The sequence below is a fragment of the Ruegeria arenilitoris genome, assembly GCF_013035425.1.
GTDB classification, from domain to species: domain Bacteria; phylum Pseudomonadota; class Alphaproteobacteria; order Rhodobacterales; family Rhodobacteraceae; genus Ruegeria; species Ruegeria arenilitoris_A.
In genome coordinates, this window is record NZ_WQHX01000008.1 from 54,580 (window position 1) to 68,590 (window position 14,011).

Consider the following 14,011-nt stretch of genomic DNA (forward strand, 5'->3'; position numbering starts at 1 on the left):
GAATGTCACTCCCTCGACTTTAGCGCCAGGACCAGATCCAACCGATCAACATTACGTTTCACCAACCATCCTGAAAGTAATGCTGCAACAATAACGACTACCGTCGCCTGCCCAAAACTTCGCACATTAAAGTGGGATGGAATTTGATATAGATCCGTGCTGAACCCCTGAGATACTGCAAAAGTCAGACCATAGCCTGCCAAGGCGCCTAAAGGTAGCGCCAGCAGTGTAACCACAACCAATTCCCCCAACAGAACAAAAGCTACCTCTGCCCTAGTGAAACCAAGAACCCGCAATGCCGCCAAATCGCGGGTGCGTTCCGCTTGCGCCACGCGAGCAGCGTTGTAGATCACGCCAAATGTAATGACACCGGCAATCAAGGCCATGATATACCTCATTGCGCCCGCGCCTTGATCCACCACCTTCTGAAACGCGCCTCGGCTTTCGGACTTCAGTGACACACCAGCAACCATCGGCATTTCCTTAAGCTGCTTGTATGTCCATCCCTGCAATTTTTCGTCCGTACGTAAAAATGCTCCGGATACTCGACCCGGTTCCCCCAACACTCGATTCAGTGCGGCCAATTCCATGTAGGCCGGCGACCCCATAAGGCTTTCGGAAACAGCTACTACCGGGAGTTGCAATATTGGGCGCCGACCTTCTCGAACATCGACTGTCAATAATTCGCCTGGGTGTAAGTCCAGAATTTTGGCCAGGCCAGATGACAAGATAACCCCGTCCTTTCGCATTGGTATCATGCGTTCGGCAGCGTCGACAGCGCGGTTCAGTCTTGGAAACTCCGTCAAACCGTTTACTGCACCGCGGTATGACAAACGGCCGTTTCGAAAGATTACAGGCACGATGCGCACAGGTTCTGTCTCTATAACCCCATCGATAGATTGAATATCGAACAGGCTTTGGCTCGAAATTGGGTTGATGAAACTTACGGAAACATCGCTGCGATCCAGAATATCGAACGTCAGATCAGTCATCTTGTCGAAACTCGCAAGGATAGAGGCCATCGACGCAGAGAGAGCGATACCAGCGCTTACGCCAGCGATCGCGCCGATCATGCGAATTGGCTGTCGGGTAAGTCGACGCAACACCATCCGGGTTGGTTGATCCAGATAAGCGGCCAGTGACTTACCGATTTGGCCACTTCGGCTGTAGTCAGGTGGAGGTGCCGCACGCATCGCGACGGCAGGTGTCAAAGCGAAGACCCGGAGCAATACGACTAGTCCCCCGACCGAGGATGCGAGAATGCTGGCCCCAAATCCAACTACAAAGCTCAGAGGCTCTAACCGAAACACTAAGAAAGGGAATTTGTAGTATATGAGGTAAACATCTATTAACGCGCGCCCGGCAATAATACCCAGAATCCCTCCTAAAAATGCACCGCCACCTGCGATTGTGAGGATCATTTTCAGATAGTGGCTGCCAACCTCCCAATCGGTGTAGCCAAATGCTTTCATCAACCCGATCTCTTCCCTTTCGGAATCCAGCAATCGGGAAATTACAATGTAAAGAAGAAAAGCTGCGACAGCCAAGAATATCGGAGGAACCGTAGCCGACGTTCGGCGCAACCCGTCGATCTCTTCCGAAACAAACTTGTCCGAAGCAAGGTCTTCGAGAGGAAATGCGCCAAGCCCTCCGAATTTGTTCAACAATTGATCGGCTGCCCGCAATATTGCCGGTGTATCAGCCTCGCGACTCAGCGAAATTAGCGCTTCGTTGAATGCCCCATTTAAATTGTATGCAGCCTCCATTGCCGGTCTACTGAGCCAAAGTACAGCGAAGCGACTGTCGTCAGGTATCATTTCGCCTGGCGGCGCGGCAAAAAGAAACTCGGGTGACATCGCAAGTCCGACAATATCGAAATCTCGCCGCGCCCCGTTCATAGTCGCGGAAATCCGGTCCCCGGGTTGCAATCCGTGAGCCTGCGCAAAGCTTTGCAAAACGATAATCTCATCCTGCCGGTTGGTCGCGAAACTCCGGCCGTCCGTCAAATAGATCAGGTTCAATCTGGCTTTTTTGATATCCGGAAGCGAAATAGCTTGAGCGCGAATGGGGATGTCCAGTTCAGGCAAATCCACCAAAGCTTGTCCCACTACGCGGGTTTCGACCGAAGAAACCCCAGGCAGATTTCTTAGTTCTTGGGCGGTGTGTTCAGGAGCTCGGGTGACAGGCGCAAATATATCAGCGAGTCTGTAACGTTCATAGTATGCGCGTCGCGTTTCATCCAAACTGACGACGAGGCCTGACTGCATAACCTGCATCAAAACACCAAGCGCAATAACCAAACCTATCGCCACGGCCTGGCCCTTGATGCGCCAAAGATCTCGAACAAGCTTTGTTGTTAGGGCGGACATCTTGCGGCTACCATTCAATATCTTCAGGTGCCGATTTGGCGGCGTTTTTTGTGACCTCGATGACCGCGCCATCGCCAAAACGGATAACCCTGTCAGCCATAGCCGCCTGAGACGCAGCGTGGGTAACAATTAAGACAGTTGCACCCAGCCTTTCATTCACGTCTTTCAGAACCTTCAGAACCGTCCTTCCTGTTATACTATCCAATGCACCTGTTGGTTCGTCGCAAAACAGCACATCTGGCTGTTTGGCAACCGCCCGAGCGATGGCGACGCGTTGCTGCTCACCCCCTGAGAGTTGTGCCGGAAAGTGATCGGTTCTGTTCGTAAGGCCAACAAGGGAAAGCGCTTCGTCTGGGTCCATTGGATTTCGCGCGATCTCTGTGACAAGTTCCACGTTCTCACGAGCCGTAAGACTGGGCATGAGGTTATAAAACTGAAATACAAACCCAACGTGATCTCGCCGATAGCGGGTAAGTTCAGTATCCGACATTAACGTCAAATTCTGGTCGCGAAAGTAAACATTACCCTCCGAGCTGCGATCCAGCCCACCTGCGATGTTCAACAAAGTCGACTTTCCACTACCTGAAGCTCCGAGTAGTACGACAACTTCGTGTTCGGGTATCTCCAAATTTACACCGCGCAATGCGTGAACGGCTGCAGGGCCCTCACCGTAAATTTTCTTCAGATTAGTTATGGTAAACGCGTTCCGTTTCACGGGGTTATATTAGCGTGAATAGTTGCGTGGGTATACGTCCATGCAAGGCTGTCAATTTAACATGATCATCTTGCCCAACAGTTATCTCACGACGGAATCCGAAATCATCCACTTTGCTGTGAAGATGTACGTTCGGACTTCTTGGCCGCTTCAAATGCGGAAGATTAGCTTGGTGACCACGACATTTTTGACGCAATCGAAAACCGTTCGAAGTTGTCTTGCTGCGATCTTTATAAACCAAAATCATTCGTGCTTCTGAATTACGAAAGTGCGCCAAGCGTCCAACAACTTGGTCACACTTGCCAAAAACAATCAGAGCAGCCCTAATACATCAAAGGAAATGAATGATCTCTGAGCCGTAAAGGTCTGATGATGGAGCCGTTGCATGAAAAAGACCTCTCAGCCTGATAAACCTGCTCCGCAATTTATCGGTCTTACATTTTGGTATCAGTTGGTTGTTTTCCTTTTCTTGTCCGTTGCCTCTTTGGTATTCGCTTCTTCGGTATTGGTTCCACTCTCTTTTGCAGCCCTGCTATTTGTTCTTCTCACCGCGACTTCAGATCGAATTAGCAGGCTAAAACTGATGGGAAGGAACATCCCAAAGTGGTTGGCGCATTTTTCAGCCCTTTCCGTAGTGGTAATTGGGCTCTTGATTGTCGTTTCTATTCTTTCAAGTCAGGCCGGCGAAGTTTCAGAAGCTTTTCCGCGGTATGAAGAGCGGTTGTCGAGTATTCTTGCTCAGGTGGTTTCGATTGTCGGGCAAGACAATTACGCGGCTGCAATGAAGGCGTTTAAACAAATTAACCTCGCCGGATTTGCCAGTGGGGTCATCGGTTCCGCCGGAGCATTTCTAAGCGCTTTTTTTCTTGTGCTTCTTTATGTGCCTTTCATGCTAGCCGAACGAGTTCAAATGCAGGCCAAAGTAAAACTAGCGATTCCAGATGCGGAAACCGCTGACAAAGTTCGGCAAGTTCTTAAGAGTACTTCTGACAGCATCCAACGATACGTTGGAATTAAAACACTTGTGAGCGCGATTACCGGCTTGGGCAGTTACGCGGTAATGGCGTCTGTGGGGCTGGATTTCTCAGAAACTTGGGCCGTGCTTGCATTTTTACTGAATTTTATCCCTACAGTGGGTTCCGTAATTGGCGTGGCACTTCCTTCTGTTGTAGCGCTAGTACAGTTTGAAGAAACTGTACCGTTCCTGATCGTTCTGATTGGCTGTGGTGCTGTTCAGTTCTCTGTCGGAAATATTCTGGAGCCAATGCTTCTTGGCAAAAGTCTGAACTTGTCACCATTTATGGTTATTCTGGCGCTCACATTCTGGACGGCAGTTTGGGGGATCGCTGGCGCTTTGATGAGTGTACCGATCACTGTTTGTATAATGATTGTTCTTTCCAACATTCCGCCTACGCAGCCAATTGCAATATTGATGTCCGGTGACGGAAAGATCGGCAATGTAAAAGAAGCAAACAGCTGATCGCTTTGCTTTTCGAATTATTCTGTGACGGAACGCTCTAACTGAGTTTGGCATATGTTAGAAAAACGCCTCCCGTCACATGATTTTCTCATGTAAAAATCAGCTTTTCATCTTTCATAGCTCTTCTAGTTGGGTCCGCATCGCGTCAGAAACATTTAGTCGGCCGCAAAAAGTCGACCAATCATCACGACTACAAGGTCAAGCACCCGGAAAAACGAAGTTCAGCGCCTTTGGCTTGATCGATACCTCGAAGCGTTGATCGACCATTGGTTCGCCATCCAGGTTCATATGAAAAGGCTGGGATGTCTCCAGAACCATGCTTTTCAATCGCGATCGCTGAACAACGCCCTCTTTGGGGTCAGAGATATCAGGCAATCTCCCGAAGGGCAGGTTTTCCGGCATAAGCCGATCAGTGGATAGGACGCTTAAATCAAGTAAACCATCTGAAATTTCAGCTTCCGGCGCTACGTCGAAACCACCTCCTGCATAACGACTGTTCGCAATTGCAAGGGCAGAAATTGAAACCTTGTAAGGTGCTCCGCCATCAATCGAAATTTGCGCTGGCACAGATTTCGCATCTGAAAGCTTAGCAAGCCCAAACAACGTATATGCAAGTCCGCCCAGCCTTTTTTTCATTTCCTTGGGCGTAGTTGCAGTGATCATCGCGCCAAAGCCACCGCTGGCCACATTCACAAACGGTTTGCCGTTGATGTAGCCGACATCAATTGGTTCGGCTGCTTTTGTGGCGGCAACCCGAACTGATGCAGACAAATCTGAGCCCTTGTCGCCAAATGCCCGCGCGAAGTCGTTAGCTGTTCCCAAAGGTACCAGCCCCAATGAAACGGGCGCCTTTTTCCGCAACCGCAAAACCGCGGCTGCGACGGAGTTCAAGGTTCCGTCCCCTCCGCCAGCGACAATCCGTGTCACACCATCGTTGATGGCTTCTCGAACAGATTTCCGAAGGTCTTTTCCGGACCAGGGTATGATCACTTTTATGCCAAGCTCTTTTTCAATCGGTCGAACTGCTGCACGCAGATCGGGTCTTGCTGCAGATTTCCTGTTGAGAATAAGCAGAGTATGTTTGGCCATTTTTCCAGAATAAAGACGAGATGTTCTTGCGCAAGCCTTTTGAACTTTTTGCAGGTGCCTTGGGGTGTCACCCTGATCATAAATCGAAGGGTCTAAATCAAAGAAACCTAAGCGCATATCCAAGAAATTTTTAGCGACTTTACAGCCATCAATGGGCGGTCGTTTATTACCAATTTTTATACCTTAGTTCCGTTGGACGTATTTTTACGATTTGCGCTTTGTCCTTGGGAACCAAAATCTCGGCTTAGCTTTCTGTGCCAGGTTCCATACAGAGAGTTTGGCTTAGCGTTTTTGCACGAGCCGTTTAAGATACCATGCAGATGTCGGACGAGGTTCAAAACAGGTTGCAAGCCCGCAACGAGGCTGCCTTTGCCGAGGAGGAACGCCGCGGCACAATGCTGGCTGCTAAGGTTCGTACCGTTGCCTTGGTTTTTGTTCTTTTGTGGCAGGCCATAGACAGTCCGGAAACAGGGCCAACGTATTACTTCAACCTTTTAGAGATCTTCGTTTTCGTCATACTTGGCGGATTCCAATACTGGGTCGCCCGCAAGCACCACACTGGACGAACACTCCAATACTTTTTTGTTTCCGTCGATTGCGTTCTGTTGGCGGCGGTTTTTTCCCTGGGCTCACCTTACAATAACGATCCCCTTCCACCTGCCATTGCGATGGATACTACACGGTTCCTCTATTTCTTTCTGTTTTTGATGCAGGCATCGTTCAGCTTTCGACCTTCTTTGGTCGTCTGGTGCGGGATGAGCATAATTCTAGCCCGCTTTGGAATGTGGTTATGGTTTTTGAACAAACCAAACGTTTACACAAATCTAGATCTTCAGGAGCAAACAGTAGATGCATGGCTTCAAGCCGGTTCGGACCTCAACTTTCTGTTCCTCGGATACGCGGCAACAGAACTTCTGGTCGTATCGATAGTCTCCGCAGGCCTTGCCATAGTGGTCGCGCGTTCCCGACGCCTTGTGCTGAACTTACTTTCAACAGAACGAAAACGCGCGAGTTTGGCGCGTTACTTTTCGCCGAATGTCGTAAATCAGTTGAGCAACTCGAATGCTTCGGTCGCTGCCGCAAAACAGCAAGACGTGGCAGTTCTTTTCGCGGACATCATGGGTTTCACAAAGCTCTGCGAAAATTCCAGCGCTGAAGAGATCATAGACCTACTACGAGGATATCATGAGCGTTTGGGGAAGGCCGTATTCGAAAATCAAGGTACTTTGGACAAGTACATTGGCGACGGGCTTATGGCTACTTTCGGCACGCCCGACCCAAGTCCGAATGATCCGGCAAACGCTTTGAATTGCGCCTTCGAGATGATCCAAGCTTTGAACAATTGGAACAAGGAAAGACATTTGTCAGGTCTTGAGCCCATAAACGTGGGAATCGGATTGCATTGGGGTCCAGTGGTGGCCGGTGACATGGGCAACGAGCGTAGGCTTGAATACGGTGTAATCGGTGATACCGTGAATATAGCCAGCAGGATCGAGCATCTTACACGCGAACTTGATGCCCAACTTATTGTCAGCGACGAGTTGGTGCGCGCTATCCAAAAAAATGGCAAAGCGCCGAGCCTCAACCGGCTGACCCTCGCAGGTTACCAAGAAATTCGAGGGAGAGCGTCTGGTTTAAAAGTTTGGAAATATTCTACCGCGTAACGACAAAATGGAACAGCACGTCCGTCCAACTAATTCACTCCAAGTTCCCACAAAAATTGAGGCTTACCGAAATACCCAGACTTAAACGTAGAGGTTGTTTATTGCATTTGCATACCGTTCTGCAATTCGGGCTCGCTTAGGCTTTAGTGTTGGTGTGATTAAGCCACTTTCAAGATCCCAGGGTTCGACCTCGATGACCACATCCCGAACGCGGGCATAGGGTGGAACATCGCATAAACCGAGGGAAATACGCTTTACTAACTTTTTCCGGATTTGTTCTGAAGAAGGTTCGATTTCACGAGCCCACACTTGGAATTTCGGGACGTTCACGACAACAACAGCTGAACACCATGGCTTGCCATCACCCAAAACACATGCCTGATCGATCAGCGGATCTGCAACCAATGCTGTCTCGATCGGTGTGGGATTCACGTTTTCCCCAGTCGAGAGGACGAGGATATCCTTTATCCGACCCTTTATGTAAACTCTACTGTCGACGATTTCGGCGGCATCCCCAGTACGGAGCCAGCCACCCTCATCAAAGGCTTCGCTTGTCGCATCTGGATTTTTCCAATACCCGATCATAGCGCTTGGAGTGCGAATTAACAGTTCTTGTCTGTCGCCGATTTTCAATTCGCTGCCCGGAAGCGCAAACCCAACGCTGTCACAGCGACGGTCATCTATTTTCGACCCGGTAACTGCAGGTCCCGCTTCTGTGAGTCCATAACCTTGCAGTACCGGCAATTCCATCGCCGCAAAGAATCGCGATGTTTCTGCGGACAGGTGCGCTCCTCCACAAACCAGCATTCGTATTCGGCCGCCAAATGCCTCTCGCACTCGCCTTGCTACACGTTGACCAACCAGCGCCCAATAGAGCTGGGCAATGGCGGGCACGGTCGGAAGGTTTTTTTCAATAGACTGTCGCCGACGCCAACCTGTTACCTCGGTCCAAGCCAGAATTTTGCGTGAAATAACTGACGTGTCTGCCTTGGAGATTACCCTTTCACGGATCCGTTCAAAAAGTCTCGGAACCGCCAACATTACGGTAGGACGCAACTCTTGCATATCTTCCGCCAAGTCTTGAACCGACCGCGTAAATGCCACCGGACTATTGGCGAGCATGGGACAGAGATAACCCAAAGTTCTCTCAAATGCGTGGGCCAATGGAAGAATGGATAGGAACAAATCTTTTTCGGAAATCGGGTTTATCTTTCCGACAGTCCCCGCATTCCAAAGCAACGCCCTGTGTGCAAGCATCACACCCTTGGGCGGGCCAGTGGTTCCGGACGTGTAGATCAGTGTTGCCAAGTCGTCTTGCGAACCAAAATCGCCACCGACTTTCTGCGTACTACAGCTCAATGGTTCCGGACAAGAAATCGCGCGCCCACCTGAGGCTTGTTTATCTTTGACCAGCCAGACATCTCTAAGTTCGAATAGGGTTTTGCGCTGCGGCCCCAAAGCTTTCCAGCGTTCAATTCCGTCGGTTACACACAGTACCGCGCCGCTGTCGCGTAAAACGTGGCAAATATTGGCGGCGCTGTCCCGGGTGTAGACCGGAACGGTGACAAGCCTTTCGCTCATGGCCGCCAGATCGGTGACAACCCAATCTACCCCGTTGGGTAAGAAAATTCCAACTCTGTCACCTGGGCGCAACCCGGATTGCGCAAACGCGGCACGACGTTTGGCGACACGTTCATGCACCATGCGCCATGTCAAAGTCCGCCATTCACCGTCAACGAACTGTAGATAGGCCGGGCAGTCTGGCGTATCGCTAACCCTTGCTTCAAACGCCTCGGGAATAGTTTGGCACAGCGAAACATCTGCCCTGCTGTCTAACGACCTCTCAAGCATAGCCGATCCTCTCATGCGGGGATCGCAGGCTCCATGATTCAAATCAATTAAAACCACTTCCGGGCGGGCTAACCTTTTTGCGCGTCTTGAGTTGTTTTGAAATTTGAGACTTGGAAAGAAAGGTTCAACTAATGGCTGGAACTGCTTCTTCACCCTCTGAACGGATAAAATCACTAACGCGACTTGTGCAGAACTCGGGTCTCTATCCAAACAATCCCATCGTGAATAGTGCAACGACGGAGCCTGTAATTTGGGTCGATGGCCGGGACCATCTGTTATTCTGCTCGAACAATCTACTTGGTCTTTCCAACCATCCCAACGTCAAGGCGACGGCGCAAAAAGCGCTGGAACGCTATGGGCTCGGATCGGGCGGATCTCGGCAGATGGCGGCAAACATAGATGTTCACAGAGCACTTGAATGCCGCATCGCGGAGTTTGTGGGCCAAGAAGACGCTATCTGTTTTGCCGCGGGTTACATGGCCAATGTTGGGGTCATTCCGGCCCTTATGAAAGTCGACTTTCTTCAATCTCTGGCCCAGACTCACCTTGGCCACCAAGATGCCACCAGCGTCAGAGAAGATGAAACGTTCGGCTGGGAAGTTTTCAGCGAAGAACTGAACCATGCCAGTGTCGTGGATGGCATCCGTCTTGCCAAGGCCAAGGTCAGTCGGTTCCCGCACAAGAATATGGAACGACTGGCGGAAACAATTAGTCAATCAACCATGCCGTCAAAACTCATTCTAAGCGACGGTGTGTTCAGTATGGACGGAGACATTGCCCCAATTCCAGCGATGGCCGAGCTGGCCCGCAAAAACAACGCTATGCTGATGATCGATGACGCGCACGGGGTTGGGATGCTTGGGGAAAACGGACGTGGCAGCTTGGAACACCACGGAGTTTCTTCATCAGACGTAGACCTGCAAATGGGAACATTTACAAAGGCATTCGGTGGTGTTGGGGGGTACGTCGCCGGTGATCAAGAGGTGATCGACTTCTTAAGAATCTCGGCACGCACCTACATTTTTTCAGCGCCTTTGCCGCCTTCAATCGCAGCAGGTGTGACTGAGGCTATAGACATTGCCGAACGTGAACCTTGGCGGCGTGAAAAGGCGCTGGAGAACGCGTTTTATTTCCGCCGCGAAGTCGAGTCGCAAGGTTACAAAACGCTTGGCAGCGAAGCGCATATCGTCCCGACCCTGATAGGTGACGAACTAAAAGCGGCTGAGGTGACCCGTCTTCTGCGACATCGAGGTATAATTGCGCCGCATGCTCGGTATCCTGCTGTTGCGCTGGGACAAGCCCGAATTCGGTTTGTGATGACGTGCCAACACGAGCGCGAACAGATCGATTTCTTGTTGGGATGTCTCGCGGAAATGCGCGAGACATTGAAACTTTAAGGTTCCTTAGATGATAGTGCCTTCTAATAGCAGAACAGCTCTGATCACAGGAGCGTCTTCTGGAATTGGCCTTGCGTTTGCTGAGGAATATGCACGCGAAGGCGTCAATTTGGTAATTGTCGCTCGCCGCAATGACCCGCTGCAGCAATTGGCGTCTCAGCTTCGTTCAAAGCATGGCATTAAAGTGCAAGTTTGGGCGGGTGATCTTGCTGACCCTGAGACACCGCATCGCCTGTTCAATTTTCTGTCCGAAAGACAAATCCCAGTGGATATCCTCGTCAACAATGCTGGATTTGGGGTTCCGGGAAATTTGTGCGAAGTGGAATGGAGCAGGCATCGTGACACCATCGAAGTGATGGCCGCAGCCCCGGTTCAACTGAGCTATCTTTTTGCGCCAGCGATGCGGGAAAGAAGATCAGGCCAGATCATTAATGTATCGTCGTTGGCTGCACTGCTACCACCGCACGCTGGGGGAACTTTGTACTATCCCTTGAAGTCTTACTTGGCACAATTCTCGCTAGCATTGCGGGCAGAATTGAAAGCAACTGGCGTGAATGTCTGCGCTGTTTGCCCGGGTTTCACACGCACTGGGTTTCAAACTGCGGCAGGTGGCACCGTGGAATCTGTGACAATCCCAACTTGGATGTGGAGCCAGCCGAATGACGTGGCAGTCGCCGCTATACGTGCAGTCAGGAAGAACCAACCGATCTGCATCCCGGGCCTTTTCAACAAGACTGTTGCTCTTTTTTTCAAACTCATGCCTGCTTCGATAGGGAGAATGATAGTCGGTGGTTGACCAATCAGAGTACGTCGCCGGCACTTACCATCAAAGGCCCATTTCGTAATTGCGCAAGCATCATCTCATTCATACCAACAACATCGATTCTCAGTTTTGCTGACCCTGATATGGAATGGGCCAGCAATCCCATTTTGCCGTACTCTCGAATAGCTCGAAACGATGGGCTGCGCGCATCCAACATAATGAGGCCAATTTTTGCTTGATGGTAATGCAAACAGGTCTCTAACAAACTAAAAAATGCGGCCTCATGTCCTTTATTCAAAATCAGATTCCCAATCCGAACGATCCTTAGATCCTCAAGGTTCAGAAGGCGGTTAAACCAGGGCAACCGTTTCAGAATATTCAATAAAAAAACACCTTGAATGCCGGGCATCGAGACAACGGCCCATCGCAACAACTCGGCCTGAGCCACCGCGACAATCTCTGATCCTTCACGCGAAACAAAGCACTCTTCGGATTTGAAAGACGAGGGGAAATCGGTCAATTCATGGTCTTTATAACTTTCTTCTAACCTTGCCATAATCGGTTGAACTTCATCCGGTCGGATCAAACCTGCAGATGGATCGCGACGCGGGAAAAACCTTGCAAACAGCGTTAAGGGAATGTCTGCCTCAACCGTATGGCCAATTTGATCTGATAGGTGCAGCGAATACTCAGTCGTTTCTTCGACGTAGGCAAAACCGAAGCCTGGCGATCCAACTTCTGACTTACAGTATTCTCCAACGTGCTCGATCAACTGTCCAGCCAGGCCCTGATTTTGTCGATCAGGCCGTGTTGAGGCCATGACAAAGTGAAACCCATTGCACTGGCGCCCCGCTAAAAACTTGGAACATTTATCAAGAACGAAAACGCACAGTTCCTGCCCGGCTTCGGATAAAACGAAATAGCTGGGATTGCGCAATCGGGCGAGTTTTTCAGAAATATTCATAATGCGGTACTTGGTCGATCGGCTTCCCCAAATTGTCTGACCGAGCATTTCGACAGTCGCGTCAGACGGTTTGTCCGATCGTGTGATCATTTTTTGGGAATTGATGTCTTTCCAGATCAATTCAACTGTCATGAGTTTGGCCTTTGGCAGCACTGCCTAGAACGGTCGCAAGTAAATCTTCGAACAGGCTGCCATCTATTATTATCCGAGGAACCTTGTACTGGCCTCCCAAGTTGCGGCGGGCTTTCATCCACCTAAGAAAACCCCCGGAAGGGACAAATTTTACTTCAGGCGCTGAAATAGCGAGGCCGCTGCCGCGAAGTTCCGAATAGTCTTCGTTTCGCTCAGATAGAACGCGGTCGATGATATCGGCGAAATTCTTTGCAGTTTCCGGTTCTGGCGCGCCTTCAACCTCAATGAGGAAGAGGTGGCGATTGCCTCTGATTTCGCGAATGGGCCCCACACAATAATCGAGAACTGAAAGACCTGCTTGCGATGCAGCGAAAGCCACAGCGTCTGCGATTTCCGCCTCGATCAGATGTTCCCCAAAGGCTGACAGTCCATTCTCAACTCGTCCAACAACAAACAAACGAGGCGGCGAAGTGTCTACAAAGCGAACAATGTCACCCACCAGATACGACCAGAGTCCAGCAGCTGTTGAAACTATCAAAGCATAATCTACTTCAGTTTCAATATTTCCCACCCAATGCCGATCAGGGTTTTCCGAATGAACCTGTTCCGCAGGTATGAATTCAAAGAAAACCTGCCCGTTCAGATGCAAGCGCATGCCCTCACCGTCGCCACGGTCGGCATAGGCAAATACGCCTTCACTTGCCGAGAACATCTCGCGTGTTTCTGCATGACCTCCCTGCATCAAGTCTGAAAACCGATGCCGGTAAGGGGCAAAGTTTACGCCCCCATGAACGATTAGTTCAAGGTTGGGATACCAATCGACAAGTCTGCCATTCGGCCTCTGCTGGGTTTGGGCCAATTCTTCCATGAAGATTAATAACCAGTTGGGTGATCCACCTAAGAAACGAACGTCTTGCCGCAAAGACAAAGGGGCCAGCCGGCGGATCTTTTCCTCCCAGTCTGCGATACCGGCAATGTCTGGGGGCGGCAGCACACGATCAGCAAACCAACTTGGTAAAGCGCCAGCTGTAATCGCGCTTACAGAACCTACGTCTACACCCGGCATCGCGTGCTGCAGTTGAGCTGGCCCTGTCAGCCCCAGCGCAGAACCGCCCAACAACCGGCTGTCAGGTCTGTGAACAAAGTGGTGGCACAACAGATCCAAAAAACCTCGCGCTGCGGAGCGCCGCATCTCGGTCGTATAGGGAATGAATTTGGAACGACCAGTCGTTGTCCCGGAAGTCATCGTGAAAAAGGGGATCCGCCCCGGCCAAGTCTCGTTGATTAGATCCGGATAACCAGCCTTCCACCAGTCTTGCCAGAACTCGTCGTAATGACGAACAGGCACTCTTTTCTGGAATTCTTCAATCTGGGTGATTTGGTCGAAGCTATGGGTTTTCCCGAACTTTGTTTTAGCCGCCCGTCTTACGAGCCGGATCAATAATCGCGACTGAATGATATTGGGGCTTTGCCTGTTCAAACTCCATACCCGCGCGTTTGCATACCGCCGAGCTATTGGACTGAAGTCTATCATGCGGGCGGACTTGCCGTTTGTTCGTGTTGGATGTGGTTTGTTCATTGGCTCCG

The 14,011-nt window shown here is 50.5% G+C and carries 10 protein-coding genes; 4 read left to right on the forward strand and 6 right to left on the reverse strand.

The window, feature by feature from the left end; translation table 11 throughout:
* Nucleotides 1-5: 5 nt before the first annotated feature.
* Complete coding sequence (locus tag GOV45_RS19090) at nucleotides 6-2,369, reverse strand: ABC transporter permease (RefSeq protein WP_170480787.1); 2,364 nt, start codon at nucleotides 2,367-2,369, stop codon at nucleotides 6-8.
* A gap of 7 nt (nucleotides 2,370-2,376) precedes the next feature.
* On the reverse strand, nucleotides 2,377-3,084 hold the full coding sequence (locus GOV45_RS19095) for an ABC transporter ATP-binding protein (protein WP_170480789.1): 708 nt from the start codon (nucleotides 3,082-3,084) through the stop codon (nucleotides 2,377-2,379).
* 385 nt (nucleotides 3,085-3,469) lie between these two features.
* On the opposite strand from GOV45_RS19095, the gene GOV45_RS19100 reads away from it, so the two are divergent.
* Nucleotides 3,470-4,564, forward strand: a complete 1,095-nt coding sequence (locus GOV45_RS19100) for an AI-2E family transporter (RefSeq protein WP_170480791.1) — start codon at nucleotides 3,470-3,472, stop codon at nucleotides 4,562-4,564.
* 198 nt (nucleotides 4,565-4,762) lie between these two features.
* On the opposite strand, the gene GOV45_RS19105 is transcribed toward GOV45_RS19100, so the two are convergent.
* Nucleotides 4,763-5,653 carry a YegS/Rv2252/BmrU family lipid kinase gene (locus tag GOV45_RS19105; protein WP_170480793.1) on the reverse strand — a complete coding sequence of 297 codons (891 nt, stop codon included), beginning with the start codon at nucleotides 5,651-5,653 and terminating at the stop codon, nucleotides 4,763-4,765.
* A gap of 320 nt (nucleotides 5,654-5,973) precedes the next feature.
* Between GOV45_RS19105 and GOV45_RS19110 the strand changes: the two genes are divergently transcribed.
* The gene (locus GOV45_RS19110) at nucleotides 5,974-7,317 is read left to right on the forward strand and encodes an adenylate/guanylate cyclase domain-containing protein (protein WP_170480795.1); all 1,344 of its coding nucleotides are present in this window, start codon (nucleotides 5,974-5,976) and stop codon (nucleotides 7,315-7,317) included.
* Nucleotides 7,318-7,398: 81 nt separating this feature from the next.
* Here GOV45_RS19110 and GOV45_RS19115 read toward each other — a convergent pair whose 3' ends face one another.
* On the reverse strand, nucleotides 7,399-9,183 hold the full coding sequence (locus tag GOV45_RS19115) for an AMP-dependent synthetase/ligase (protein WP_170480797.1): 1,785 nt from the start codon (nucleotides 9,181-9,183) through the stop codon (nucleotides 7,399-7,401).
* 116 nt (nucleotides 9,184-9,299) lie between these two features.
* Between GOV45_RS19115 and GOV45_RS19120 the strand changes: the two genes are divergently transcribed.
* Both GOV45_RS19120 and GOV45_RS19125 read left to right on the forward strand, forming a co-directional pair.
* The gene (locus tag GOV45_RS19120) at nucleotides 9,300-10,565 is read left to right on the forward strand and encodes an aminotransferase class I/II-fold pyridoxal phosphate-dependent enzyme (RefSeq protein ID WP_170480798.1); all 1,266 of its coding nucleotides are present in this window, start codon (nucleotides 9,300-9,302) and stop codon (nucleotides 10,563-10,565) included.
* Nucleotides 10,566-10,575: 10 nt separating this feature from the next.
* Complete coding sequence (locus GOV45_RS19125; RefSeq protein ID WP_170480799.1) at nucleotides 10,576-11,361, forward strand: SDR family NAD(P)-dependent oxidoreductase; 786 nt, start codon at nucleotides 10,576-10,578, stop codon at nucleotides 11,359-11,361.
* A gap of 4 nt (nucleotides 11,362-11,365) precedes the next feature.
* On the opposite strand, the gene GOV45_RS19130 is transcribed toward GOV45_RS19125, so the two are convergent.
* Nucleotides 11,366-12,424, reverse strand: a complete 1,059-nt coding sequence (locus GOV45_RS19130; RefSeq protein WP_170480800.1) for a hypothetical protein — start codon at nucleotides 12,422-12,424, stop codon at nucleotides 11,366-11,368.
* The gene (locus tag GOV45_RS19135; protein WP_170480801.1) at nucleotides 12,414-14,003 is read right to left on the reverse strand and encodes a GH3 family domain-containing protein; all 1,590 of its coding nucleotides are present in this window, start codon (nucleotides 14,001-14,003) and stop codon (nucleotides 12,414-12,416) included. Before GOV45_RS19135 ends, GOV45_RS19130 begins: the two co-directional genes overlap by 11 nt.
* Between the last annotated feature and the right edge of the window lie 8 nt (nucleotides 14,004-14,011).